At 59.1% G+C, this 25,615-nt stretch carries 22 protein-coding genes; 7 read left to right on the top strand and 15 right to left on the bottom strand.

The window, feature by feature from the left end; all coding sequences use genetic code 11:
* Positions 1-52: 52 nt before the first annotated feature.
* The 3 genes from HY17_RS15835 to HY17_RS15825 all read right to left on the bottom strand — a co-directional run bounded on the left by HY17_RS15835 (position 53) and on the right by HY17_RS15825 (position 2,763).
* Entirely contained in the window at positions 53-649 is a 597-nt protein-coding gene (locus HY17_RS15835; protein WP_034768348.1) for a hypothetical protein, read from the bottom strand.
* A gap of 141 nt (positions 650-790) precedes the next feature.
* A complete protein-coding gene (locus HY17_RS15830; RefSeq protein WP_034768347.1) occupies positions 791-1,948 on the bottom strand; it encodes a DUF3137 domain-containing protein in 1,158 nt (385 codons plus the stop codon).
* Positions 1,949-2,007: 59 nt separating this feature from the next.
* On the bottom strand, positions 2,008-2,763 hold the full coding sequence (locus tag HY17_RS15825) for a GGDEF domain-containing protein (protein ID WP_051600195.1): 756 nt from the start codon (positions 2,761-2,763) through the stop codon (positions 2,008-2,010).
* A 382-nt stretch (positions 2,764-3,145) separates the two neighbouring features.
* Between HY17_RS15825 and groES the strand changes: the two genes are divergently transcribed.
* The 3 genes from groES (at position 3,146) to HY17_RS15810 (ending at position 6,958) form a co-directional block, all read left to right on the top strand.
* Positions 3,146-3,436: a co-chaperone GroES gene (gene groES / locus HY17_RS15820; RefSeq protein ID WP_034768346.1), complete on the top strand. Its 291-nt coding sequence runs from the start codon at positions 3,146-3,148 to the stop codon at positions 3,434-3,436.
* A 55-nt stretch (positions 3,437-3,491) separates the two neighbouring features.
* Positions 3,492-5,138, top strand: coding sequence for a chaperonin GroEL (gene groL, locus HY17_RS15815; RefSeq protein WP_034768345.1), 1,647 nt, complete (start codon positions 3,492-3,494; stop codon positions 5,136-5,138).
* Positions 5,139-5,335: 197 nt separating this feature from the next.
* Complete coding sequence (locus HY17_RS15810; protein ID WP_034768343.1) at positions 5,336-6,958, top strand: acyl-CoA synthetase; 1,623 nt, start codon at positions 5,336-5,338, stop codon at positions 6,956-6,958.
* Between the two features lie 7 nt (positions 6,959-6,965).
* Here the strand turns inward: HY17_RS15810 and HY17_RS15805 are convergent, their stop codons facing one another.
* The 11 genes from HY17_RS15805 to HY17_RS15755 all read right to left on the bottom strand — a co-directional run bounded on the left by HY17_RS15805 (position 6,966) and on the right by HY17_RS15755 (position 18,090).
* Positions 6,966-7,397, bottom strand: coding sequence for a PaaI family thioesterase (locus HY17_RS15805; protein ID WP_034768341.1), 432 nt, complete (start codon positions 7,395-7,397; stop codon positions 6,966-6,968).
* A complete protein-coding gene (locus tag HY17_RS15800; protein ID WP_034768339.1) occupies positions 7,394-7,855 on the bottom strand; it encodes a DUF192 domain-containing protein in 462 nt (153 codons plus the stop codon). Before HY17_RS15800 ends, HY17_RS15805 begins: the two co-directional genes overlap by 4 nt.
* Before the next feature lie 59 nt (positions 7,856-7,914).
* Complete coding sequence (locus HY17_RS15795; RefSeq protein ID WP_051600194.1) at positions 7,915-8,442, bottom strand: cold-shock protein; 528 nt, start codon at positions 8,440-8,442, stop codon at positions 7,915-7,917.
* 168 nt (positions 8,443-8,610) lie between these two features.
* Entirely contained in the window at positions 8,611-9,129 is a 519-nt protein-coding gene (locus tag HY17_RS15790) for a hypothetical protein (RefSeq protein WP_034768337.1), read from the bottom strand.
* Positions 9,130-9,316: 187 nt separating this feature from the next.
* Entirely contained in the window at positions 9,317-11,458 is a 2,142-nt protein-coding gene (locus tag HY17_RS15785) for a hypothetical protein (RefSeq protein WP_051600193.1), read from the bottom strand.
* A 157-nt stretch (positions 11,459-11,615) separates the two neighbouring features.
* Positions 11,616-12,338, bottom strand: a complete 723-nt coding sequence (locus HY17_RS19670) for a hypothetical protein (RefSeq protein ID WP_051600192.1) — start codon at positions 12,336-12,338, stop codon at positions 11,616-11,618.
* Between the two features lie 313 nt (positions 12,339-12,651).
* Positions 12,652-13,581, bottom strand: a complete 930-nt coding sequence (locus HY17_RS15775; RefSeq protein ID WP_051600191.1) for a CsgG/HfaB family protein — start codon at positions 13,579-13,581, stop codon at positions 12,652-12,654.
* A gap of 28 nt (positions 13,582-13,609) precedes the next feature.
* Entirely contained in the window at positions 13,610-14,050 is a 441-nt protein-coding gene (locus HY17_RS15770; RefSeq protein ID WP_233348839.1) for a curli assembly protein CsgF, read from the bottom strand.
* Between the two features lie 22 nt (positions 14,051-14,072).
* The gene (locus tag HY17_RS15765; RefSeq protein ID WP_034768335.1) at positions 14,073-14,996 is read right to left on the bottom strand and encodes a hypothetical protein; all 924 of its coding nucleotides are present in this window, start codon (positions 14,994-14,996) and stop codon (positions 14,073-14,075) included.
* A gap of 220 nt (positions 14,997-15,216) precedes the next feature.
* A complete protein-coding gene (locus HY17_RS19665) occupies positions 15,217-16,311 on the bottom strand; it encodes a helix-turn-helix transcriptional regulator (protein WP_051600190.1) in 1,095 nt (364 codons plus the stop codon).
* 120 nt (positions 16,312-16,431) lie between these two features.
* Entirely contained in the window at positions 16,432-18,090 is a 1,659-nt protein-coding gene (locus tag HY17_RS15755) for a BCCT family transporter (protein WP_081813193.1), read from the bottom strand.
* Positions 18,091-18,333: 243 nt separating this feature from the next.
* Between HY17_RS15755 and HY17_RS15750 the strand changes: the two genes are divergently transcribed.
* The 3 genes from HY17_RS15750 to HY17_RS15740 all read left to right on the top strand — a co-directional run bounded on the left by HY17_RS15750 (position 18,334) and on the right by HY17_RS15740 (position 23,475).
* On the top strand, positions 18,334-20,910 hold the full coding sequence (locus HY17_RS15750) for a TonB-dependent receptor (protein WP_034768333.1): 2,577 nt from the start codon (positions 18,334-18,336) through the stop codon (positions 20,908-20,910).
* Positions 20,911-20,990: 80 nt separating this feature from the next.
* Entirely contained in the window at positions 20,991-22,982 is a 1,992-nt protein-coding gene (locus HY17_RS15745; RefSeq protein WP_034768331.1) for a tetratricopeptide repeat-containing sulfotransferase family protein, read from the top strand.
* 10 nt (positions 22,983-22,992) lie between these two features.
* Entirely contained in the window at positions 22,993-23,475 is a 483-nt protein-coding gene (locus HY17_RS15740; RefSeq protein WP_034768328.1) for a MarR family winged helix-turn-helix transcriptional regulator, read from the top strand.
* Between the two features lie 11 nt (positions 23,476-23,486).
* On the opposite strand, the gene HY17_RS15735 is transcribed toward HY17_RS15740, so the two are convergent.
* Positions 23,487-24,254: a helix-turn-helix transcriptional regulator gene (locus HY17_RS15735; RefSeq protein WP_051600189.1), complete on the bottom strand. Its 768-nt coding sequence runs from the start codon at positions 24,252-24,254 to the stop codon at positions 23,487-23,489.
* Positions 24,255-24,327: 73 nt separating this feature from the next.
* On the opposite strand from HY17_RS15735, the gene HY17_RS15730 reads away from it, so the two are divergent.
* Positions 24,328-25,509 (top strand): acyl-CoA dehydrogenase family protein, encoded by a 1,182-nt coding sequence (locus HY17_RS15730; protein WP_034768326.1) that lies wholly within the window; start codon positions 24,328-24,330, stop codon positions 25,507-25,509.
* The last annotated feature ends 106 nt before the right edge of the window (positions 25,510-25,615 follow it).

Below are 25,615 nucleotides of genomic sequence, written 5' to 3'. Positions count from 1 at the left end.
TTTACCCGGAAACGCGTCCGCGCTCCGGCAAGATTCCTGATTTTGGCTGGGATCAACCTCTATTGGGTACCGGCCAGTCTCGCAGCGCCTCGATCAGCTGGACGGTGAGCCCGCCCGAGACGAAGGCCACGGCGCGGTGCATGGCATGCGTTCCGGGGACGAGCACGATGTAGGGCTTCGGCTCGCCATTCGCTTTCCGGCGCTGGATCGTGCGGGCCAGGCATTTGGCGCGGCGGTTGGCGTGTTTCAGCGTGTCCAGCATGGCCTGCCAGCGGGCGATCAGGGACGCAGCGAGGCTGGGCTCGCGCTCCGGGACCGTGACCGGCCCGCGCAGGAAGTCCGGTGTTTCGTCTGCCTGTGTTGGGACAAGCGAGAAGGTGTACCTCGACTGCGTCTCGCCCTCCGCTTTCTCGAAATGGTTCGACCCAGGCCTCGGCGTCACTGGCGCCAACTCCACCCGAAAAGTCATCAGGAAGATCAGACGGCGGAGCAGCACGCCGAGCCGCTTCAGCTCTGCCGAGACGCGCCGCTTCACCGTTTTCGGAACCGTTTCCGGCGCCTTGAACAGGTCCGCATTCACGCCGGTTTCGGCGATGACGCGGGCAAGGGTCTTCCAGGTATGGGTGAGGACATCGCTGAGATCTGTCATGCCGGGAAGACTGGCATGAGCGCCTATGCGGGGAATTCACGCTTGCGATATGGCTCACACATCACGCGGAATCCCCAGCGCCCGCAGCGTATCGGACCGCTTGCCCCTGTCGGACAGGCCTGTCCGGATTCATCACCCGGTTCAGATCCGGCCCTGTACCCATTCGCGCGTGAGAAAGCCGTCGATCAGGTCGCAGACAAGCCCCAGTTCCGACAAGGCGGTCGAGAAGCGGCGCGGGTCGACCAGTGGTTTGAAGACGGAGCCGGCCTCAAACTGGTTGTCTGCTTCGAGTACCAGCGTCATGTGACCTCCGTCGAACAGGCCCCGCAGCTTGCCGCCCGAGAAGTGGCGTTCCAGCGCGATGAGACGTTCCATTCTGTCGGGCGAGAGCAAGGCGCGCGCCTCGACCTGATCGCTGGAATAGACTGTGAAAGCCTCATCCAGTTCGCGGGAGATGAGATCCACTTTTTTCAGGTCGCCAGCGCCCTTGCCGCGTTTCCACCAGCCCGACCGGGTCATCAGCGTCCGCCCGGAAAAGCGCTGGGGATATTCGATATGGATCAGGATGCCCTGAAACACGGTCTGGCTGTTCTTGCCGCCCGTATCGAGCTTCGCTTCGACAAGCGCGAACTTGGCGCCTGCCCGTTCGCCCTCGATCAGATCCTCGAACTTTCGCTGGCTATGCCCTGGCAGCAGCGCCGCATCCTTCAGGACCTGGTAGGCCGGGGTCGGCGCCGGCGCGCCGGCTGTATCATGCAGGGTGACCTGGATGTCGCCAAACACGGTGGAGACGGTGCGCTCTTTTCCAGTCTGCGGCCCGTTGATGGCTCCCATCAATTCCTTGCCGCGCGTTCTGAGCGACTGGAAATCCTCGATGCCGGAAAGGTCCGGGTGCAGGGTCTCATACCGGAAACCGAACGGCTTGCAGGCGGTCTTGAGAATGAGGTCCTTGGTCTGGGACTTCATCGAATAGACCTTCAGCCAGTCAAAGCCAGAAATGCCGACGACGATGATCACGCCGACGAAAAACGACAGCGGAAAGAAAATTCCAAATCCCCCCGACAGGAACAGCATGACGATCACGACCGGCAGCGCCGCGAGTCCACCGAGGAGGGTTCGGGACTTTGCGCGTGAAATTGTCTGCCTGCGGATCACTTCCCGTGCGCCGAGCTCCGGCGCGAGTTCGGTTTCCCAGATCCGCTCGACATCAGCGAATTCCGGCCTCTGGCTTGCCAGCAGGCTTAGCGGCCGCGCATTGCGGATCGCGGCGTCGATGTCCCTGGTATTGCCGATTTCCATGGCGTTTCCCCTTCACGCATTCATGCCGTGCGGAAAGGCGGGAATCCAGCCCGGACCGGTTAGGCCGTTGCGGCGAGGCGCGGTCCGGCATAGGTGACGCGGTTGCGGCCCGTCGTTTTGGAGACATAGAGCGCGCGGTCCGCCGATTCCAGAACGCGGTCGAGCGATGCGTCGGACGTCAGCATTTCGAAACCGAAGCTGGCGGTCACCGACAAGGTCTTCCCGTCATACTCGATCTCGGCGTGTTCCAGCCGCTCGCGTAGACGGTCACAAACGAGCCAGGCCTGATCGCGATTGACGTTGGACAGCAGCACCACGAATTCCTCCCCGCCCCAGCGGCCCAGCTTGTCGAACGGTCCGCGAAGTTCGGAATAGGCGATCTCGGCAATCCGCTTCAGCATCGCGTCGCCAGCCTGATGGCCATGACGGTCATTGATCTGCTTGAACTGGTCGAGGTCGAACAGGACAATTGCGGCCATGCCGCCCGCGCGGCGCTGGCGATGCATCTCGTCTTCAGCCGAAATGCGGAAGAAGCGGCGGTTCAGGAGGCCGGTCAGCGGATCGGTCGATGCGAGCGATTCAAGCTGGCGCTGATAGCGCTTCAGCTGGAATTCATGCTGCGAGGCGATGGTCGCCGTCGGAATGGCCACACAGGCCGCCGCAACGAGGTTCGCGACGAGGAAACGCTGCGGATCGTCCAGCACGCCCATCTGGTAAACAAAGACGGAGAAGGTGAACGACAGACAGAGCGCCGTCGTTGCAACAAAGACGAAGAACGTCAGAGAATCCTTGATATCACGTGCGTACGAGCTCATTCGCTGCCGTCTCCTAGCCTTGCGCCCGGTATCCTGCCGGGATGTGCGATGGTTATTACACATAATGGCTACCACCCCGACAAAGCGGGGACGCAAATTTGGCGACAGGGCTTCAGACTCTGGCAACAGGTTGATGACGCCTGATCGGCCCTCACCCTCTCGTTGAAACCGGTACCCCTTCCACGGCGCATGGCCACCGGCTGAGCTGGCCAGGAATGGCAAAAAAATTTTGCAATTATCCAGTTGACGCTACCCAGTCCGCGCCCTACGTCCGAGCCACCGCTAGCAGTCGGTATGGGTGAGTGCTAATTCGCCTTTACCGGTCGCTGGCTCCCGTGAGATCAATTCAAACTCGCAATCTGAAGACTAGAGGGCAAAAGCCATGAAACTTCGTCCCCTGCACGATCGCGTCGTCGTACGCCGCGTCAAGGAAGAGGAAAAGACCAAGGGCGGCATCATCATCCCCGACACGGCAAAAGAAAAGCCGCAGGAAGGTGAAGTCGTTGCAGTTGGTAAAGGTGCTGTCGGTGACGACGGAAAAGTCATCGCGCTGGACGTGAAAAAGGGCGACCGCGTCCTATTCGGCAAATGGTCCGGCACCGAAGTCAAAATCGACGGCGAAGACCTGCTCATCATGAAGGAGAGCGACATCATGGGTGTGCTGGAGAAGTAATCTCCGCCCCTGACCGCTTTCCAGAAAAACAGCAAATTCAAAGAGGAAACTCGAAATGGCTGCAAAACACGTAGTTTTTGGCGCTGACGCCCGCGAAAAGATGCTCAAGGGCGTCGATACGCTGGCCAACGCCGTGAAGGTCACCCTCGGCCCGAAAGGCCGTAACGTTGTGATCGAGAAATCCTTCGGCGCCCCGCGCACCACGAAGGACGGCGTCACCGTCGCAAAAGAGATCGAGCTGGAAGACAAGCTCGAGAATATGGGCGCACAGATGCTGCGCGAAGTCGCCTCCAAGGCCAACGACGTCGCTGGCGACGGCACCACGACCGCTACGGTCCTGGCCCAGGCCATCGTCCGCGAAGGCATGAAGCGCGTCGCCGCCGGCATGAACCCGATGGACCTGAAGCGCGGCATCGACAAGGCAGCTGCCGAAGTCGTCAAAGACCTCGCACACCACTCCAAAAAGGTGAAAACCAACGAAGAGATCGCCCAGGTCGGCACCATCTCCGCCAACGGCGAGACCGAAATCGGCGCGATGATCGCTGAAGCCATGGCGAAAGTCGGCAATGAAGGCGTCATTACGGTTGAAGAAGCCAAGTCGCTGGAAACCGAACTCGACGTCGTCGAAGGCATGCAGTTCGACCGCGGCTACCTGTCGCCGTACTTCATCACCAACCCGGACAAGATGATCGCCGAACTCGACGACGCGCTCATCCTGCTGCACGAGTCAAAACTGTCCAGCCTGCAGCCGATGCTGCCGATCCTGGAGCAGGTTGTTCAGTCGCAGAAGCCGCTCCTGATCATCGCTGAAGACGTCGATGGCGAAGCGCTGGCAACGCTGGTGGTCAACAAGCTGCGTGGCGGCCTGAAGATCGCTGCCGTGAAAGCTCCGGGCTTCGGCGACCGCCGCAAGGCCATGCTGCAGGACATCGCTGTCCTCACCGGCGGCCAGGTCATTTCCGAAGACCTCGGTATCAAGCTGGAAAACATCTCGATGGACATGCTGGGCAAAGCCAAGCGCGTTTCCATCGACAAGGACAACACGACCATCGTCGACGGCGCCGGTAAGAAGAAAGACATCGAAGCCCGCGTGTCCCAGATCCGCAAGCAAATCGACGACACCTCGTCCGACTATGACCGTGAGAAACTGCAGGAACGCCTGGCCAAGCTGGCTGGCGGTGTTGCCGTGATCAAGGTCGGCGGCGCAACCGAAGTCGAAGTGAAAGAGCGTAAGGACCGCGTCGACGACGCCCTGAACGCAACCCGCGCCGCTGTCGAAGAAGGCATCGTCCCGGGTGGTGGTACGGCCCTGCTCCGCGCCTCCAAGAACATCGACGTCGTTGGCGACAATGACGACGAGAAGGCCGGCATCGACATCGTCCGCAAGGCGCTCGAAGCCCCGGTCCGTCAGATCGCCGAAAACGCTGGTGTCGAAGGCTCTGTGGTCGTGAACACGATCCTGCAGAACAAGACCCGCTCGCACGGCTTCAACGCCCAGACCGAAGAGTATGGCGACCTGGTCGCCATGGGCGTCATCGACCCGGTGAAAGTTGTCCGCTCGGCTCTGCAGAACGCTGCCTCCGTGGCAGGCCTGCTGATCACGACGGAAGCCTCCATTGCCGAAGCTCCGAAGAAGGAAGGCGCCGGCGGCGGCATGCCTGACATGGGCGGTATGGGTGGCATGGGCGGCATGGGCTTCTAAGCCAATCTGCCCATTCCCTCGCGGAATGACCTTGGGACGGCCCTCCGAAATCGGAGGGCCGTCTTTGTTTTGGCCATTGATGACCGCAACGGCACTGATACGATCTTCCAGGAATCTGCCCCGGCAAGCCGGCAATAAGACCGGCGGCGCCTTCGCCTGAAGGTGACCTGCTGAGGGGCAGAACACGGAGGAAACCCATGACCGAGCTTAATTTCTGGAACCTTGGCGATATTCTGGATGCAGTGGGCGCCGCCCTCGGGCCGGAAGACATGGCGCTGATCCATGGCGAGCGCCGCATTTCGTGGCCTGACATGACGGCCCGATCGAACCGCCTGGCCCGCAACCTGCTGGCCCGCGGCGCGAAAGTCGGCGACAAGGCCGGCTTCTACATGCGTAACCAGCCGGAATACATGGAAGGCCTCGCCGCCTGTTTCAAAGGCCGGCTGACGCATGTGAACGTCAATTACCGCTATCTCGAAGACGAGCTGTTCTACATCTTCGACAATTCCGACTCGACCGTCGTGTTCTTCGATGTCGAATTCATGGACCAGGTGGAGAAAGTGCAGCCGCGCCTGCCGAACGTGGTCGCCTGGGTGCAGGTTGGCGGCGGTAAGACAGCGGACTTCGCTGTCGCTTATGAAGAACTCGCAACCACGGGTGATCCCTCCCCACTGGGTATTCCGCGCTCCGGCGACGACTTGCTGTTCCTCTACACCGGCGGCACGACCGGCATGCCGAAAGGTGTGATGTGGTCCCACCAGATCTGGCGCAGCGCAGGCATGGAGGGCGCGGAGGCTGCCGGCCTGCCCGTGCCGAAAAACATGGACGAGCAGGTGATGGCTGCGCAGGCACTGGGCCGCCATGTGCGCAACGTGCCCGCCTGCCCTCTTATGCATGGTACAGGCCTGTTCACAGCCATGGGCTCGATGATGGGCGGTGGCACCATTGTGACCCTGACCGAAAACAAGCATTTCGATCCGGAGAACCTTTTCGAAACGGTCGAGCGTGAGGGCGTGACCAACATGGCTATCGTGGGCGACGCCTTCGGCAAGCCGATGCTGGCTTATCTCGACGCCAATCCCGGCAAGCACAAGCTCGACTCCGTCGTGGGCATCATCTCCTCCGGGGTGATGTGGAGCACTGAGGTCAAGCGCGGCCTGCTGCGCCACATGCCGAATGCCGCCCTGACCGACAGTTTCGGCGCCTCTGAAGCGGTTGGTTTCGGCTCCTCCGTGATGACGGCGGATGGCGAAGTGAAGACGTCAAAATTCGAAATCGGCTCGAAGTGCAAAGTGTTCACCGAAGACGGCCGCGAAGTCGTGCCGGGCAGCGGCGAAGCCGGCTTCATTGCCCGCGGTGGCGCTGTGCCGCTCGGCTACTACAAGGATCCGGAGAAGTCCGAAAAGACGTTCAAGATGATCAATGGAGAGCGTTACTCGGTGCCTGGTGACTGGTGCACTGTGGAGACGGATGGCACGATCACGCTGCTCGGTCGCGGTTCCAACTGCATCAACACGGCCGGTGAGAAAGTCTATCCCGAAGAGGTCGAGGAAGCACTGAAGGCGCATGACGCCGTGAAGGATGCGCTCGTGGTCGGCGTGCCTGATGACAAATGGGGCCAGGCCATCACCGCGGTGGTCGCACTGGATGGACAGGCTGACGAAGCGTCTCTGCGGGAATTCGTGAAAACCAAGCTCGCCCACTACAAGGCACCCAAGCGCATCCTCTTCAAGGATGATCTGGGCCGCGCCGTGAATGGCAAGGCGGACTACAAATCCATCAAGGCGTTCGCGCTCTCTGAGCTCGGCATCAGCGCCTGACCGGCAATCAGGTCTTCCGGCGCCGCAGGGACCGGAAGACCGCATCGGCCCGTGCCACGAGCGTGCCATCTTCAATCTTCATGTCGGCCATGACGTGAACAAGATCACCGTCCACGCCCTTCACCTGCGGGTGGGCTTCCAGCCACGTCCCTTCCGGCACGATGCCCATGAATTCCATGGTCAGCTTTATGGTGACGGACATGCGCTCGGTCGCTGACCACACCGCCCAGGCGAGCGCACTGTCTGCGAAGGCGCAGATCATGCCGCCATGCATGAACCCCATGCCGTTACAGTGCCGGTCCAGCACCCAGATGCCGCTGCGCAGGTCTCCCTCGCCGGTCGCCAGATAGGACGGTCCGTTATGGATGGAGAACTTGCCGCGCGTGGGACGCGTGGCAAAGCCAGGCGGCGGCGGTCTGAGCGCGTTGCCGTCGCTCATTCGTCCGTATTGCCGAAAATTGGGTGAACTACTTCATCGCCCGGCTCGATGCCCAGCTCGGCCGCGCGACCGCCGTTCAGCTCCAGCACCGACTTCACCGGCACGCCCGGCGAGATCGTCCGCAGCGAGCCCGGCACCGTTTCGCGTGCGATCGCGATGATTTTCCCGTTCGGGTCCATGAACAGCATATCTAGCGGGATCAGCGTGTTCTTCATCCACATGGCCGCTTCGCGCGGCTGGCCGAAATCGAACAGCATGCCGGCATCGGCGTCCATGCTTTTGCGGTTCATGAGGCCGGTGGTGATTTCCTCCGGTTCATCAGCGATTTCCACGGTGAAGGTGTGGGCGCCGTTCGCGGATTCGATGGTAAGCGGGCTGGCTTCCAGCTCGGCCAACGCAGCCGGCGCAGAAAGGACGAGGGCGATGGCGGCCATGCCGCTGACGAGAAAGCGTTTCATGCGCCTTGGTTTAGCCGCCCGCCTGACCAGCGGCAAGCATTCGTGGCGGTTGGAAAATGCTATTCGCGCGGCTTCAGGCTGGTGACGTGCTCGCCCTTGGCGCCGTCTTCGATAATGGCTTCAAGCGGTGTGCCGGGTTCGATCTCTTCATACCCGGCTTTCCGCAGGACAACGGCGTGAACAAAGATGTCCACATCCTTACCTTCTCGCTGTACAAAACCGTAGCCGCGGCCACGATTGAACCATTTCAGTATCACCGGTTCATAGTCCGGCTGAACGCCCAACTCCCGGGCCACAACGGCCTTGGGGCGCTCCATCTCGATGATGCTGGCGGTTTGCCAACCGCGCTCTGTCCGCATTGCATTGCAGACAATACGGGCGCCTTCATCGGCATAGGTTTCGCCATAGGAGCGCAGGCAAGTGATATGAATCATCACATCGCCCGTCAGACTCGCATCCGAGGTCGATTCCGCCACGATGAAGCCGTAGCCCTTGACGCTGTCGAACCATTTGACGCGACCGATCACACGCACCGTTTCGGGCGTTGGGTCCGGCTCAGATTCAGATCTTGCAGCTATTCCCGTCATCAACCCATATTCCCCAATGACGTAACGTAAGAAATGTTAACGCGCTTGTCACGCGATCTTCACACGAAAATTCGTCTGACCGCGAGTTGAGCGCATAATGGTCAAATGTGGAGAAAATTGGTGGTGAATGTGCGCGGGCACAGCCGCAGACCAACAAAGCATTGTTCTTCATTGCGGCTGGATGATCACAGAACCAGGCGGAAGGTCGGATATTGGAAGGCCTGGTAGGGGAGGTTCAATTTGCGGTGTCGCTGCGCCTGAAAGAAAATCACTGCCAGCGGACTGTGCCCCTTGCGACACGATCCTGCCACGGCCAATTTCATCCACTGCCCGGCTCGCATCGAAGGTGCCTTTCAGCCCTGTATCCGGCGCCACGACTGTCAGGGTCATACTGCTGTCCCCTGCTGCATCGGCACCGGTGGAGTTGGGTTTGAGGTTCGAGCGGCATTGCTCGCTGTTCTCCAGATCGCCAAGACACGGGTCATCCACAACAATTGCGGACTGGAGAATGGCGTCTGTATCCGGAGCGGAAGGTATCTGGCTGATACGTGATTCAGTTTGTTTGACGTCCGGACGCTGATCGACCTGAACCGCCTGGATTCTGTCGCTGTTCTTTTCCGGTTCCTGCCGGACGGCTGCCGGTACCGGAGGCGGAGGTTCTTCAGGCTGTTGGTTGAGGGGAACCATGCCAAGCAATTCCTGAGGACTGATCTCAGTACTGCAGCCCGCCAGGCAAAAAGCAACGGATAGCGACGCAGCCTGGAAAGCCAATCGCCCTGTTTTCGCGTTACCCGTTCCTCTTCTCATTTGCGCTTCCGATGCACCCTGGAGAAATGGAGGCCCCGGACCGGAAACCGGCCCGGGGCGATCCGTACTACTGGTTGATCGTGGCCATATTGCCAGCACCGTTCTGCGTGATCGATGCTATACCACCGCCGGCAACCGTCTGATAGATGCCTGCGGTGTTGCTTGCACCTGCCTGAATGATGGTTGCGTCGTTGCCATCCGTCGACTGCACAATGGTCGCTTGAGACAGTTCGTTTACCGTCTGCTGGATCAAGGCGTCATTATCGTCACCCGACTGAGTGATTTCAGCAACCCGGTCCCGGCTGAAGTTTGCACTCGATCCGGTCTGCTGGATGTCGGCATCGTTTCCGTTTCCGCTCTGCGTGATCGTTGCGCTATCGCGCCCCGACCGCTGCAGCACATCGGCCGTGTTATAGTAGCCGGTTTGCGTGATCTGAGCGCCGTTACCATAACCCGACTGGTCAATGCTCGCCATGTTGAACGAAGCTCCGCCAATCTGATCGATCGTACCGGTATTGGACTTGCCAGTCTGGGTTACCTCAGCCTGGTTGTCATCACCGACCTGCGTAACATAAGCGTTCAACGTGTTGTCCTGCCAGACTCGGCCTTCCTGGGTCACGTCCGCAGAGTTTCCGCCACCATCCTGGTAGACATCCGCCGTCACACTGAAATCAGCCTGGATGCCGGCTTCAGGCACATTGTCATACTGATTGACATTGACCAGGTTTCCGTCTCCGAACTGATTGACCGTCGCCATGAAGTCCTTCGTGTTATCTTCATTGAAGGTCTGCGTCACATTGGTCGTGCTGGCACCATCCTGATTCACGATGGCCGCCATATTGCTTTCACCGTCCCCGTTCATTGTCTGCGTGACATTGGCGATTGCGCCGTTGTCCTGTGTGACATCTGCTGAAATACCGGTCGACCCGTTGCCGTAGATGGCCTGGGTCACGTTCGCAGTGGAGCCACCGTTCTGATTGACCACGGCGGACACATCGCCCGAAATGACAGAGCCTCCCCAGGTGGTCGATGGGTTGTCGACGGTCTGGGTCACGTAGGAAGTCGAACCACCATCCTGGGTAACATTCGCGGAGATACCAGCTGCCCGCAATCCGTCAGCTGTCTGGGTAACTTCGGAAATGGACGCACCAGACTGGTTGACCGTCGCGAAGACGTTCTTGGCGTCACCACCGGTAGCGGTCTGGGCCACACTCGAGTCGGAACCACCGGTTTGATTCACGATTGTACGAAGCGTGCCGGTGAAATTGGGGCCGGTACCCGTCTGCGCAACGTCTGATATGTTGGCATTGCCGTTCTGGGTGACGTTAGCCACTTGGTTGAAGCCTCCGCCGAGGTTCGACTGAACCACCTGTGAAGCGTTGTCATCGCCATATTGCAGGACGGTCGATTCCGGATCAGCATTGTAGGCGTTGTCGATACCGATGGAGCCGTTCGGCGAATCGTCGACCTGGGTGATGAGCGACGAGTTGTCATTACCTGTCTGAACGTTGTCGGCATAAGCGCCGATACCGTCCTGGCTCAGAACAGAGCTATTGTCGTTCCCTGTCTGCTCGATCGATGCAACTCCACCTTCACCTTCCTGATCTACGTCGGCGTTGTTGGATAGACCAGCCTGGGTGACGGTCGCATAATCGACCGTGCCGCCCTGTGTTACCGTGGCCAAGTTGTCAGAGCCTGTCTGCGCGACGGAAGCGACTTCCCCTCCTTCGTCCGCATCAAAGTCCTGCCCCTGCGCCACAGTGGCGGAGTTACCTTGTCCCCCCACTTGCGTTACGATCGCTGTCTGGGAAACGACGCCCGCGGTATACTGATCTACATCCGTCAGATTCGGCGCAGCGCCGGCACTGATGTCAGAGAACTGGGTCACATCCGCCACGTTCCCGACAGCCGAGCCCACCTCGCTCACCTGATCGATATCGGCTTCGTTTACAGCGATGGCAAAATCATCAATTCCAGGAGGCGTATGCCCCTGACGAACCGTCGCGTCATTCAGGTCCCCCGTCTGGTCCACCGTCGCGACGTTTTCATTGCTTACCAGCCCGGTCGTTACCAGGTCGGCATCCAGCGTCTGGTCGACGTCTGCTGTGTTGCCAGCACCGCTCTGATTGACGATCGCCTCTTCGGCTAACGCAGGACCTCCGAAACAGACTGCCGCGATTGCGACAGTTGCGAGTAGTTTCTTGCGCATGAGGTATCTCCTTGTCATTGCACAATCTGCCTGCCAGTTCGTTCTCGAACCGGCGTCTTTAAGGCCAATCTGGAAGATACATCCTGTCCCCCCACATGGCTTCTGCCACGCCCCGCCGTGATACAGCCTAAGGCATGTCTCCCCCAGACACGATGCGTCATGGTCCGCTTTGCGTCACACTGACTGCTCCGCAGCCTGATGATATGACGCACCCCGTCTGGTTAATCGTATACTCAAGCGCGGTACCGGTCTGAACCAATATCGCGGAAAGCCCCTCTCCATCCTGGAGAATCGCGCCCCTATTATCGTGCCCGTCCTGCTCAATGGTGGCGCTATTATCTGCACCAGTTTGTTCAATGAGGGCGGAGTTGTCGTCACCCGTTTGGGTGATGCCGGCAAAATTTTCGGCGGCAGCAAGCGTACCTGGCGCGACTGTCTGCGCGATCGTGCCGGAATTGCCGTTCCCCGTCTGGACGAGCATTGAGGTGTTGCCGAAGGTCGGACCGAAATCGTTCGTCTGCCGAATAGTTGAATCGTTGAAATCGCCTTTGACCGTGACATACGCCTTGTTTTGCCCAGGTCCGTCGGCCGCACTTTGGGATATGGAGAATGTGTTCTCGTCTCCAATGAGACTCACCTCAGCAACAGCTCCATCTCCGGTCTGGGTGATGGTGTTGGCCCTGTCACTGGCCCGGTTCATCTGACCTTGCACATAGGCATCAACAACCAGGTCCCGGCCGTCCTGAACGATCTTCACCTGATTGCCTGCGCCGGATTGCGCAAGCCGTGTCTGGGCGAGGCGGGTCCGGGCAAGGACATCGGAGATTTGTTCGATGTTGGCGAAGGACTGTTTCTGCCCCTGCTCCGCCGATGCTGGCAAAGCGCCTCCGCAAACAATAGCGCAACCGGTCAGTATGACCGCAGGCCGAAATCCGCCGGATGGCCTCTGTTGGCCGGACTTGGATTGTCTTCCACGTGGTAACATCCACGCACCTCCCGAGTTGCCCGCCAGCCCAACCGGCAGTATTCAATCGGGAGCAGCCGATTGGCTGCCCCCCGGGGAGAGACCGGTCCGAGCGCCAACTTGAAGTCGGCCTCTCCCCACCCTGGCGCATCGCGCCGGTTCATCCTTTATGGTTCGGGCAAGATCACTTACAGGGTGGTCGCCCCCGTGATCCGGCCTGAACGAAACGTCACTTACCCTGCCAATCCGGCTCTCCTTGCAGCAATTCCTTCGGAACGCTCTTCAGCGCACCTTTGGGAAATTCCGTGCGATAGTTTGCATCATAGAAGTCCAGCGCAGCTTGCCCCTGCTCCGGATCTTCGAAGCTCCACAGGCCCGATTTCACGCCCTCGATGATCATCCCGTAGACCGCCTTCTCCAACGCCTGCCGAACCGCCAGATGTCGGGGCTGGTTTAGCGTGATCCCCGCCTCAGCTTCGAGCAATTCGCGGTAGGCGACGTATTTGAAGGCGTTGGCATGCCAAGCGACGGAGGCGACCCGCTGCTCGGTTGAGACCGAGATGAGCACTTCACCCGTCTTCACGCTCACCGCGCGCAGGTAAACCGAGACGGCATCCTCCCGGTACTGTGTATCCATTCCGATGCCGAGGTATCGCGCCCCTGCTCCACCCGTCTGGGTATTTGTGTCATATCCCGTGATCGCGCCCTCGATCAGGGTGCCCGCGAACAAAAGCGCTGGCAACGCCATGGAGTCTTTCGCAGATTCACCGAGATACCGCTGGCGCATTTCGAGTATGATCTGGCGCTCCTTCAAAAGGTTATCCAGCTTTTCCCGTTCGACGACCTTGAACCAGCTCTGGTCGCCGGCATCCTGTAAAGCCTTGATAAGGATGGGGGTCGCACCCTGCGTCACCGCCCGTGAGAGCGTCTGCACAGTATCGCTTGGCTTGAATGCGCCCGTTTCGTCGCTCACGCCATAGACGGCCACCGGAATCTGCTCCGATGGCTTCGGCAGCCAGAGCAAAGCATATTCGGTTTGCGTCCTCGGATTGACCACCGGCTCGGCCATTTTCGTCTTCACCTTCGGTGGTGTGCCACAGGACGCCAGCACCATGGCCAGTGCAAACACAGGCGCCGTGACCGCCTTGAAACTACGCATCGACAATCTACTCCCCGCACATTTACGATCAGCCGCCGGTGGTGAAAATCGGAACGACAATCTCGGTAGTCGTACCGGTTGTGGCGTCGAAAATGGTCAATGTGATGGAATCCAGCCCCCGCTGAAATTCCACCGTCTGGTCGCCGAACACGACCCGCCCGTAGTCCTGTGGATTATCTCCGAAAATGGCATTCGCGACTTCCGAAGCGAGACCGGACAACAACCGGCTCTGCAGCTGGCGGATAAACAGGTCGGCCTGAGGATCGCTGGACGACGCGCTCTGTGGCGGCTCGGTGTCATCCTGTGCGTTGGCTACGCCCAACAGATGGGCCGAATTGAAGGGATTGCCGCCGAAAGAGGGGTTCACCGGCGTATACACCAACTCCTGCGCGGACGCGGACGGTGCGTTCATCCATATGGCCACCAGCATCAGCGCCGGAAGGAACAAACTCTGCCTACGGATTTTCATGAGCGAATTACCTATTGTCGACCTAGTCATTTACCGGTCCTTTCCAACGTTCTCCATCAACGATGAGCCGCCCGGCACGTGTCAGGTTGATCTCTCCAAGCGTGACCCCGTCATTTACATACGCCCTCGCCGCAGCCCCGATCGCGATCCGTGACGTTGAGGCAACGCCGTTCACATCCAGCTGGGACGCGCCGTCTAGTTCAGCGGTCAATTCGGACAAGTCGACATCTGCCAGGGTCGCCCGGCTGGTTCCGGACATGAACACTTGCGCAGCACCTGCCACCTTCTCCGAGGTCAGTTTCGACGTTCGTCCCAGGCATGCACTCAGCAGGCGACCGACATTGGTAACCCTGATCAGGCCGCCATTGCTCGCATCTATGTCCGCCCGCCGCGCATGTTCGACACTGAACCGCGCGGCACCCATGGTCGTCAGGCGGAGCGTGTCTTTCACACTTTTCGCGACGACGTTGGAGCAACCGCCGGCAAGGATTTCCAGATTTTCCGTTTCGGAAACTTCGGCATCCCCCGCACGTAGTACCAGCTTGACATCCGCCGTTTCAGGAACCGAAACCACGATGGAAGGAAAATCCGTAATCGGGTGCGTGGCACCGTCTTGGAATGAAATCAACAGATTGCCATTCGTCCGGACGCAGTTCATGGCGATAGGCGCAGGCATGCCGCGAATTCGCAGGCCAGTTGTCACACTTTCGTCCATGATCACCCGGCCAAAGTCTGATGCACCTTCTGTAATGGATACAACGCTGATCGCACTCTGATCGCTGCGTACGATCCGCACTGTACCGATAAAGTCATCTATCTGGAGTCCCACTTCATCCCCGATCCGGTCTGCCGGCAGACTTGCGTGCGCCGCCATGGAAAGGAGCGGAAGTGCGCAAAGTAGTGCAACCACCCGACTGAGGATCGCCTTCCACACGGAAACGTCCATCAGCACACCTCCTTTCCATGACATCCCCAACCCAGACCTCTTGTTTGAGAGACCCAAATCCTGGCGGCTCATGTCCCCGGCCAGTCAGGATTGTTTCCCTCGCCTATGCGGGTAACAAAGCGTTAATGTCGTGGAGGTGTCATCCCTCATTTGGGGGATGCGCGCTCCGGCAGACAAGATTTTCTTTCAGAGGATGAATGGTGCGGCGGTTGCGCCACGCTCAGTCATGGTAATCGAATGCGAACCGAGACAGTCTGATGACGATTTCTGCCTGACGCCGTGTGCCGGTTTTCATGAGTATCGACTTAAGAAGGGACTTGATCGTGCTGATTGCAACCTCTCTCCCTTCGGCAATCTCCGCAAGGGTATCACCCGCATAAAGGCGTTCACATACATCGCACTCGGCGTCAGTGAGAACGAAAGCCTGTCGAAGCAGATACCGGTCCAGCCTCTTGGGCTCGAGCAGCGGGTCCAGCACGAGAATGGCGTGGCCTGACCTTCCGCCAAAGTTTTTCAGGGGCGGCACGGGCGTAACTGTGCAGATAAAAGTTCGCTCGGGACGCAGCCGGGTGAAGGAAAAGCGCCCGCCAGCCTGGCCATTCGTTCCCCTCAAGGCGGCGGCAAGCGATAAATTCACTTCATCGGACAACGTATCGAGGCGGCCAAAATGATCTCGGCGGAGCAGGCCTGACGACAGCAGTTTCTCGAATTGCTCTGAATACCGGAGCAGGACACCTTCTTTGTCGAGGATCGCGACGTGCGCTTGCGGACCGAACAGATCCAACAAGGAGGACGCCCGTGTGTCCACGACTTGTTCCGCCAGCTGCACGACCGGCAAGGCGCTCTGGACAATATTGGCAAACTTTTCGAGGACGTCTTTTTCGAATGGTCCTTCCTCGTATGGGCGCGCAATCGCAAGTCCGACGATATGCTCATCACCTCTCGAGAGGATCGCTCCGGAAAACTGGCCAATTCGAGCCGGGATTAGGAACTCCTGATATACAGGATGCGTCCGAACCGTTTCGGCGTCCACCAGATCCGCATCGTGAAAGATTCGCCCGGTCGGCATGGTGTCGAAAACCTTTTTCCGAGGATTTTCGGTGAGGTATTCGGCTTCCTTTTTGAAAAGCTCGAAATCGACTGACCCGAAGATGGCCGAGTCGAGGATCAGGTTTGAATCGCTCACGGCAATCAGCTGCGCTGTCCCGGCGCCGCAATACTCCGTCAGCCACGCTAAAGCCTCTGGCAAGCTCTGGCTGTCACACATTCCTTCCAGCAACAATTCCTGGAATCGGCCAGGCGAACTGGTCGCCATCTACTGATCCTCTACTTGACTCCCACAAGTAGAAACATAGATTTTTTTTCCAGCATGGCAACATTAATCAAGGTAGCATGATCTGCGCGCTTGCGGGCTCATCGGCAACCAGGGGTCTCGTCAGGCCTCTTCGGAGTTTTCAGCTTCGAATGCCTTCATGGCCCGCAATTCGTCTCGCAGGCCGAGATACAAACTGAAACAGCAGGCCAGCAGAATAAACGTGAAGGGCAACGCCGCGGTGATGGTGCCCGCCTGAAGGGACTGAAGCACATCTGTTCCGCCGCCATACAAAAGGGCAGAGGCGGTCAGGCCGAGCATGCACGCCCAGAAGACGCGCTGCGCAACCGGCGCATCGGTCTTGCCGCCGCTGGTGATCGTATCAACGACAAGGGCACCGGAATCCGCCGATGTCACGATGAAGACGACAAGCAGGAAAATTGCGACGACGGACGTGATCTCCGCAAACGGAAGATCTTCCAGCATCTGAAACAGAACAAGCGACGCACTGCTCATGCCATCGGCGAGTTCACCTGCGCCGGATTGATTGAGCATCAGCGCCGTCTCACCGAACGCCGTGAACCAGATCACGCAGATCGTAAACGGGGCCAGCAGGACAACGGCGAAATATTCCCGCACAGTTCGGCCTTTGGAAATCCGCGCAATGAACATGCCGACGAAGGGTGACCAGGATATCCACCAGGCCCAATAGAATATGGTCCAGTCGTGGAACCAGACGATATCCGGGCGATCCACCCAGTTTGTAAGAGCTGGCGTATCAGTGATGTAAGCCAACAAATTCTCGCCGAAGCCGGCGAAGATGAGAATTGTCGGCCCGGCGATGACCACGAAGATCAGAAGGCCGAACGCAATGCTCATATTGACGTTGCTGAGGAACTTCACCCCGCCGTCCATCCCGCGCAGGACCGAAATGACTGCGAGCCCCGTCATGAAGGCAATCAAGCCAATCTGCACGTAGCGGTTCGGTTCAAACCCGAACAGGTAAGCGAGACCGCTGGTCGCCTGGGTCGCCCCGATTCCAATCGTTGTGGCGAGACCGAACACAGTCGAAACCACGGCAAACATATCAATGATATGGCCCGGCCATCCCCAGACGCGCTCGCCGAACACATGGTAGCAGGCCGACCGGATGCTGAGCGGCAGCCCTTTGTTGTGGGCAAAAAATCCGAGCGCCAGACCGACGATCGCGTAAATGGCCCACGGCGCGAGGCCCCAGTGGAAGATGGTTGCGCTGAACGCGAGCCGCTCGGCCGCCGGTGTTTCCGGAGGGACGTTCAACGGCGTGCCATACCAGTCCGTGTAATAGGCCAGGGGTTCGGCGGCACCATAAAACATGAAGCCTACCCCAACACCTGCCGCAAACAACATCGCCACCCAGGAATGCGTCCTGAATTCAGGCTCGGCAGCGGCGCCCCCAAGCCGGATCCGGCCCAGTGGGCTGAAGGTAAGGTAGAGCGCAAAGGCGAACACAATCACCGGCGTGATAGCAAAAAGCCAATCCGCGCGCTGGAGCGTCCAGGTTTTCGCTGCTGTGAGATAGTGGGTCGCCGCGGCGGGAAAAATCAGGCTCATCGCCGCAAAAAGGACGATCAAACCGGCGCTCAGGAAGAACACCGGATTGTGGACGTCCAATCCGGCGATTTCGACATTGTCCTGACCGACTTCATAGTCAGTCTCGTAAACAAAGAGGATTTCGTCTTCGGGGAGTTCTGCCTCGGGCGCTTCAGCGCCGGATGCGCTTGGGTCGAAATCTTGAGCCATATGCGGCTATTGCCGTAATTACGTCGATAGTCAAATGATTGCACTGCAGGTTTCGCCCGCCATTGGAGGCGTAATGTGGACTCTATGTAACAGTTTTCAGCCAATCCCCGGGATAAAGCAGCCGCAGCCCTTTAGATTATCGAAATAAACAAGTAGCCCAGACGCATCGAGCAGCCACGATTCTCATGCCGCGCGCCCGTTCGTTGTGCGTGCGACGGCTGGAGCTGACCCAAGGGGAAGAATATGAAGAAGTTAAAGTACGGCGCGTCGCTGATGGCGATCGCCGGCCTCGTCGTATCGCATGCGCAAGCACAGGAAACCGCACCGGCACAGCCGGCTGCGAAAGTGAAGCGCCTTCAGGCTGTCACCGTGACCGCCACCAAGCGCGCAGAAAGCGCCCAAAGCATTCCTGTCGCCGTGACTGCTCTTGGCCAGCAGGAGCTGGAAGCGCTCGGCGTGAAAAGCTTCAACGACTATCTGATCCAGCTGCCGGGCGTGACCGCAGGCGGCGCTGGCCCCGGCCAGAACACGATCTACATCCGCGGCCTCGCCTCGACGACGCCGAACCTGACAGTTGCCGGTGTCGCGGGTCTTGCACCGAATGTCAGCTTCTATCTCGACGAACAGCCGCTGGCTCAGCCGGGCCGCAACCTGGACGTCTACGCTGCCGACATTGAGCGCGTGGAAGTTCTTTCCGGTCCGCAGGGCACGCTCTTTGGCGCAAGCTCGCAGGCTGGTACCGTTCGCATGATCACCAACAAGCCGTCGCTGAACGGCTTCGATGCCGGCTTCAACGCGTCGACCTCTTTCACCGACGGCGGTGAGATGAGCAACAGCGTTGAAGCGATGATCAACCTCCCGGTCAATGACAAGCTGGCGATTCGCGGCGTCGTTTACTCCGATACGCAAGGCGGCTACATCGACAATGTCGGTGGCGTCCTGACGGCAGAAGAATCCGGCCGCTTCCGTCCGGCTGGCACGGTCAGGGCAAACGGTGTTCCGGTGAGCGCGCAGCGTGAAGGCTTCCAGGCCGGTGCTGACCTGTCCGGCGTGACCTTCATCCCTGCCAACAATGGCACGATTGCTGAAAACGACATCAACGACGTGACTTATCAGGGCTTCCGCCTGAGCGGCCTCTACGAGATCAACGAAGACTGGGACATCCTGCTCCAGCATTCGCAGCAGCAGATCGATGCAGAAGGCGTGTTCTCAGCCGATCCGGAACTGGACGATTACGATATCGTCCGCTTCACCCCGGAAAGCACCGAGGACAAGTTCCACAATACCGCCTGGACGGTGAACGGCCGCCTTGGTGCGCTGGAAGCTCTCTACACCGGTGCGTATACGGAACGTACGACGGATCAGATCGTCGATTATTCCGACTACCTCTTCGTCGGCCAGTACCTGCCCTACTATATCTGCGACTACTCGGTCACCTATCCGGCCGGCGCCCCGACGGGCACCTGCTACGCTCCAGACCTTTATGTGACGTCGCACAGCGAAACCAAGGTACAGACCCACGAACTTCGCTTCAACACGCCGGAACAGTATCGCTGGCGCGCCACGTTCGGCGGTTTCTTCAGCGACCTTGAACTGGCTGAGCGCAACGACTTTGTCTACCCGGGGTCGACCCAGGTTGCCTACACGGATGGTACGATCGGCTTTGCCCCGAACTATCCACTGACCAACACGGACGTCACCGGCGCCATCGGTAGCGCCGCACCTGGCTACTACAGCCAGCCGGGCCCATTCCCGGAAGGCGTGATCTTTCGCAACGACGTAAGGCGGACTGACAAACAGTTCGGTATCTTCGGGGAATCCAGCTTCGATATCACCGACCAGTTCTCGCTGACCCTCGGTGCCCGCTACTATGATGTGGAAGTCGATCTGGAAGGCAGCGCCAACTCGTCCTTCTACAACCTCTACACCGAGAGCGACCAACAGGTCTTCGGTACCAACATTTCCTACATCTACGGCCCGAATGGCCCGACAGGTGCGCCCGACAAGGCGGCAACGGATGGCTTCATCTACAAGGTTACGGGTGAATGGACCCCGACCGCAGACCTGCTGTTCTACGCCACCTATTCGGAAGGCTTCCGGGCTGGTCTGCTGAACCGTCCGGGCGGCACTGCAGGGCCCGGCGGATACGTCGTGCCTTACGCCGTCGATACCGATGAAGTGAAGAACTATGAAATCGGCTGGAAAACAGAGCTCTTCGACAACTCGCTGCGCTTCAATGGGTCGGCATTCTTTGTCGAAGTCGACGGCCTGCAGACCACGATCTTCGATCCGTCGATCGTGAACCTGTTCTTCTCCGACAACGCGGCGAACGCCGAGATCCAGGGCATTGAAGGTGACTTCACCTGGGCCCCGGCATCCATTGACGGCCTGACCGTTGCAGGTGCCTTCTCTTTCCTGGATACGGAAATCACGGAAGTTCTGGTTCCGACCAATGATGTGGTCAAAGGATCCGACCTGGCCTTCGCGCCGTCCTACCAGGGCAACCTTCGTGTCCGTTATGAGTGGGATCTGGAACAGCAGATCGCGGGTCAGAACCTGCGCGCGCACGTTATGCCGCAAGTCGTGATCTCGGATGACTCCTTCACTGACGTGATCGAGATCAACAAGATGAAACTTGACGGTTACACCACGCTCGGCGCGACAGCTGGCGTCACAGGTGACAACTGGACCGCCGAATTGTTCGCGTCCAATCTGACGAACGAATATGCGGCTCTCAGTGGCAGCTTCGTCTACGACCGCGAGCGCATTACACCGATGCGGCCGCGGACGATCGGCTTCCGGTTCTCCTACGACTACTAGGACAGCCCGAGACTTGAACCTGAAGCAGCGCCCTGACAGGTTCAGGGCGCTGTTTTCTTATTGAGGAATACCCAGACGCGATGACAGAAGTGGCCACACCAGATGCTGCCCTGCAGCAGGCGCAAATATCGATCCGGTCCGGCGACTTCCGGACCGCATCGAAGATTGCCGCAGATGTTCTGGCGCAGCAGCCACAGCACCGGGACGCCCTCTATATGGCTGCGGTCTGCGCACGTTATGAAAACCGGCATGACGACGCCTTCGCCCGCCTCGCCGAACTGAAAACAGCTGCACCGGATTACGGCCGCGCCTGGCAGGAAGAAGGTCATCTCCGGCGCAAACTGGGGGACAATGCCGGCGCGCTGACAGCGTTCGAGCGCGCCACACGTTACAACCCGTCCCTCATTGCCAGCTGGAAGGCCATGGCGGAACTGCACGCTGCGGCTGGCAATTCCGGCGCAGCCAACAATGCGCTCGCCCAGGCACAACGGCTTCAGTCCCTGCCACGCGAACTGCTGGCGGTGACCGACCACATCCATGAAGGCCGTATCTTCCGGGCAGAGGAAATCGCGCGTGCCTTCCTGCAGCGCAATCCCACGCATGTTGAAGGCATGCGCCTGCTCGCCGACATCGGCTCACGCCTCGGGGTTCAGGAGGATGCCGATTTTCTTCTGGAGAGCGCGGTCGAGCTGGATCCGGAAAACATTCAGCTCCGACTTGATTACATCCAGGTATTGCGCAAACGGCAGAAATTCGCTGCTGCGCTGGAACAGGCCAATTTCCTGATGTCCCGCGATCCGGACAATCCGGTCTTTCAATCCCACTACGCCATCGAGAGCATGCAGGCTGGGGACTATGAAACAGCGCTGGCGTATTTCGACCGTGTCTTGAAGGTCCTGCCGGATGATCCCGCGACGCTTGTGTCGCGCGGTCATGCCCTGAAGACCTATGGACGCACGGACGACGCCATCGCATCTTATCGGCGCGCAACCGAAGTCGCCCCCGGCCACGGTGATGCGTGGTACGGGCTCGCCAACCTGAAGACCTATCATTTCACCAACGACCAGCTCTCCGCCATGGAAGCGCAGGCCGCTTCGCCTGACCTTGATCACATGTCGCGTATCCACATCGCCTTTGCCCTCGGCAAGGCGCGGGAGGATCAGAAGAACTATGATGCCGCTTTTGCCGCTTATGCCAGCGGCAATGCACTGAAACACCAGACGATCCGCTACACGACCGAACAGATGCAGGCCGAGCTCAATGCGCAGAAAACGCACTGCTCGGCCGCCTTGTTCGAAAACCAGGGCGGAAAGGGCTGCCCCGCCCCGGATCCGATCTTCATTGTCGGCCTGCCCCGCGCGGGTTCGACACTGATCGAACAGATCCTCGCGTCTCACCCGGAAGTCGACGGCACGCTGGAATTGCCCAACATTCTCTCTCTGGCCCACCGTCTGCGCGGCCGCAGCCAGATAACCGACCGGGACCGTTACCCCCGTATCCTCCATGACATGACCGCCGAGGAGCTGAGCGCCCTGGGTGAGGAATACATCGAAAACACCCGGATCCACCGACAAGACGCCGCTTACTTCACCGACAAGATGCCGAACAATTTCAGGCATATCGGGCTGATCCACCTGATCCTGCCCAACGCGAAGATCATTGATGCGCGGCGCAATCCGATGGACTGCTGCTGGTCCGGCTTCAAGCAACTCTTCGCCGAAGGGCAGGAATTCACCTACAGCCTGGAAGATATCGGTGAATATTACCGGGCCTATGTCGACCTTATGGACCACTGGGACGCTGTGCTTCCGCCGGGGCGCATCCTGCGCGTACAGCATGAAGACGTCCTGGATGACCTCGAAGGACAAGTCCGCCGCTTGCTGGATTATTGCGGCCTGCCTTTCGATGAGCGCTGCGTGAACTTCCACCAGACGGAAAGAGCGGTCCGGACGGCGAGTTCCGAACAGGTCAGGCGCCCGATTAACAAAGGCGGGCTTGAACAATGGCGCCCTTATGAGGCACATCTTCAACCTCTGAAGTCCGCGTTGGGGACAGACCTCGCGCCAGCTTAGGTTCAAGATATTGAGCAAACGATCTGAAGACGCCCTGATTGCCCTGCGCCGGATACAGCGCGTGACAGAGATGGCCTCAAAGCGCCTCGCCCGGACGGCAGGATTGAACCCGTCACAGCTGAGCGTGCTGCGTATACTCACGGAGTATCCCGAAGTTTCAGCGGGCTATCTCGCCGAGGCCACCCAATTGAAACACGCGACCATCAGCAGCCTGATCGACAAGCTCGAGGCACGTGGCCTCATCTCTCGCCGCAGATGCGATGAAGACAAACGCCGCGTCTGGTTGCGCCTGCTCGACGCCGGCAAGGCCGCGCTGGCCAACGCGCCGGACCCGCTACACGAAACATTTTCGTCGCGGTTCGACGCCTTGCCAGACTGGCAACAGGCCATGCTCATCGCTTCTCTTGAGCAAGTGACCAGCTTGCTGGATGCGCAAAATATCGAAGCCGCCCCAGTTCTGGACATCGGCGAACTCGACAACCACGCCTTGTAAGCCACAAGCTATTATTGGGCGCCGCGGCCGATATATCCCATATTAGTCGCTATACGGACGGCTTGGGCCCGTCCGGACACGCCGAGCTTTCGACCTGCATTGGTGAGATGGAAACGCACAGTCGGGACAGACACGCCCACAATCTTGCTGATTTCATTATCCGTTTTGCCAAGCGCCGCCCACTTCAGGCACTGCACCTCGCGGCGGGTCAGGTCCACGACTTCCGTCAGCCTGTTGTGCGAAACGATCTCCCGGTAAGCTGACAGAAATTTGAGTGTCTTCAGGTGAAGGCTGGGCGCGTGCTCCATGAATATGCTCTTGATGCCCGAAATATCCTCGTTCGTTACCCAGGTAATGGCCCCAATGACGCCAAAGGGCATGTAACAAGGGCAGACAATCGCATTGGTAACGCCAAAGAATTCGTATTCAGCGTTATTGTTGAACACTTCCAGCGCCCGATTGGGGCGCCAGCTGTTCAGGGATTTGCCATCAAAATACATCGGCTCAGAACAAATCCGGGATGCGTGGATGAATCCGGATCGCAGGGCAAACGTCCTGTCATTCCAGTAATCCAGATCTGGATCGAACCACTTGAAAAGCGTTTCCGCATATGGCCGACCATCGGAGTCGGATATGGGAGACGGGTCGCTCACATCCGCAGCTGCGGCCATATAGGGGAGCCCGGCGCGCTTCCCGGCACTCACCAACTCCACCGCCATTTCATGCAAGTCTGACGTCATTTCGTCGGATCCGGTATCGGAGCGTGATGTGGAATTCATAACCTATTGGTTCTGGTAGCTTGATGGACAGGGCCTGAAGTCGCTAGCCTCTCGGCTTGCAGGGAGGTGCGTCATGAATCTTGAGCTATCTAAGGAAGATATCGCGTTCCGCGAGCAAGTGCGAGGGTTCCTTCGCGACAACCTGACCCCTTCCCTTGTGGCAGCCGGTCGAAAAGCGACAAGCGTCTTTGTTGAACCCGAATTTACCCTTCCATGGCAGAAAAAACTGCATGCAAAGGGCTGGGCCGCACCGCACTGGCCAAAGGAGTATGGCGGTCCCGGCTGGACGGAGATGCAACGCTATATCTTTGCATCGGAAAGCGCGATTGCGGGTGCCCCGCCGCTGGCACCGATGGGGCTCAACATGGTGGGCCCCTGCATCATCGGATATGGCACGCCGGAACAGAAAAACTTCTATCTGCCGCGTATCCTCGCTGGCGAAGATTACTGGTGCCAGGGTTATTCCGAACCACAGTCAGGCTCTGACCTTGCCTCCCTCATGTTGAAAGCCGAGCGCGACGGCGATGACTATGTGCTCAATGGGTCGAAGATCTGGACCACGCATGCCCATCACGCCAACCGGATGTTCTGCCTCGTCCGGACGCGTTTCGACGGAAAGCCTCAGCAAGGCATCACTTTCCTGCTGCTCGAAATGAAGACGCCGGGGATCACCGTCGATCCAATCATTTCGCTGGCTGGAGAGCATGAGCTGAATCAGGTTTTCTTCGAAGACGTTCGCGTTCCGGTGGCCAATCGGCTCGGCGAAGAAAACGATGGCTGGACCGTCGCCAAGTACCTTCTGGAATTCGAGCGCAGCGGCGGATCCTCCGCAGGGCTGGAAGCCGGGCTGAAACGCCTCCGCGAAACCATACTCAAGGATGGTTTGATCGAGGCGAGCCTTGTGGCCAAGCTGGAACAGGCATCCATCCTGCTCGACGCAATCCGGGTCACGGAACAGCGCATCGTGGCCTCGCTCAGCGCCGGGCGCCCGCCGGGGCCTGCGGCCTCCATGCTAAAAGTCCAGCGGACAGAAATGATGCAACGGATCGATGAGCTGGCGGTCGAAGCCTCCGGCATTCATTCGAACGTCTACGAACCGGCCACCTGGCATCCCGATTCCAATTTCGAACCGGTCGGCGCCGAGGCGCTTGTTGTCGCGACGGCGAAGTATCTGAACAACCGCGCGGGATCGATCTACGGCGGCTCCAACGAGGTTCAGCGCAACATCATGGCCAAGGCGGTGCTACGCCTCTAGGTCACCCTATCAACCTTGATAGCTTGTATCGGCAGGGCGTTTCCGGGGACTTTCCCACCAAGCTCCCACTTAAGGGGGTATCGGGAGGAAATTGTGAATCGTCGAA

This window comes from Hyphomonas sp. CY54-11-8 (genome assembly GCF_000682735.1).
GTDB lineage: Bacteria > Pseudomonadota > Alphaproteobacteria > Caulobacterales > Hyphomonadaceae > Hyphomonas.
This window is presented reverse-complemented; position numbering and strand designations above follow the sequence as displayed.

Coding starts and splice junctions, on each gene's coding strand:
- HY17_RS15795 (WP_051600194.1), bottom strand. CDS start 8,442: ATGACGGGAATAGCTGCAAGATCTGAATCTGAGCCGGACCCAACGCCC.
- HY17_RS15825 (WP_051600195.1), bottom strand. CDS start 2,763: ATGAGCTCGTACGCACGTGATATCAAGGATTCTCTGACGTTCTTCGTC.
- HY17_RS15770 (WP_233348839.1), bottom strand. CDS start 14,050: ATGAAAATCCGTAGGCAGAGTTTGTTCCTTCCGGCGCTGATGCTGGTG.
- groL (WP_034768345.1), top strand. CDS start 3,492: ATGGCTGCAAAACACGTAGTTTTTGGCGCTGACGCCCGCGAAAAGATG.
- HY17_RS15830 (WP_034768347.1), bottom strand. CDS start 1,948: ATGGAAATCGGCAATACCAGGGACATCGACGCCGCGATCCGCAATGCG.
- HY17_RS15810 (WP_034768343.1), top strand. CDS start 5,336: ATGACCGAGCTTAATTTCTGGAACCTTGGCGATATTCTGGATGCAGTG.
- HY17_RS15750 (WP_034768333.1), top strand. CDS start 18,334: ATGAAGAAGTTAAAGTACGGCGCGTCGCTGATGGCGATCGCCGGCCTC.
- HY17_RS15755 (WP_081813193.1), bottom strand. CDS start 18,090: ATGGCTCAAGATTTCGACCCAAGCGCATCCGGCGCTGAAGCGCCCGAG.
- HY17_RS15835 (WP_034768348.1), bottom strand. CDS start 649: ATGACAGATCTCAGCGATGTCCTCACCCATACCTGGAAGACCCTTGCC.
- HY17_RS15765 (WP_034768335.1), bottom strand. CDS start 14,996: ATGGACGTTTCCGTGTGGAAGGCGATCCTCAGTCGGGTGGTTGCACTA.
- HY17_RS19665 (WP_051600190.1), bottom strand. CDS start 16,311: ATGGCGACCAGTTCGCCTGGCCGATTCCAGGAATTGTTGCTGGAAGGA.
- HY17_RS15805 (WP_034768341.1), bottom strand. CDS start 7,397: ATGAGCGACGGCAACGCGCTCAGACCGCCGCCGCCTGGCTTTGCCACG.
- HY17_RS15745 (WP_034768331.1), top strand. CDS start 20,991: ATGACAGAAGTGGCCACACCAGATGCTGCCCTGCAGCAGGCGCAAATA.
- HY17_RS15775 (WP_051600191.1), bottom strand. CDS start 13,581: ATGCGTAGTTTCAAGGCGGTCACGGCGCCTGTGTTTGCACTGGCCATG.
- HY17_RS15800 (WP_034768339.1), bottom strand. CDS start 7,855: ATGAAACGCTTTCTCGTCAGCGGCATGGCCGCCATCGCCCTCGTCCTT.
- HY17_RS15730 (WP_034768326.1), top strand. CDS start 24,328: ATGAATCTTGAGCTATCTAAGGAAGATATCGCGTTCCGCGAGCAAGTG.
- HY17_RS15735 (WP_051600189.1), bottom strand. CDS start 24,254: ATGAATTCCACATCACGCTCCGATACCGGATCCGACGAAATGACGTCA.
- HY17_RS15790 (WP_034768337.1), bottom strand. CDS start 9,129: ATGGTTCCCCTCAACCAACAGCCTGAAGAACCTCCGCCTCCGGTACCG.
- HY17_RS15785 (WP_051600193.1), bottom strand. CDS start 11,458: ATGCGCAAGAAACTACTCGCAACTGTCGCAATCGCGGCAGTCTGTTTC.
- groES (WP_034768346.1), top strand. CDS start 3,146: ATGAAACTTCGTCCCCTGCACGATCGCGTCGTCGTACGCCGCGTCAAG.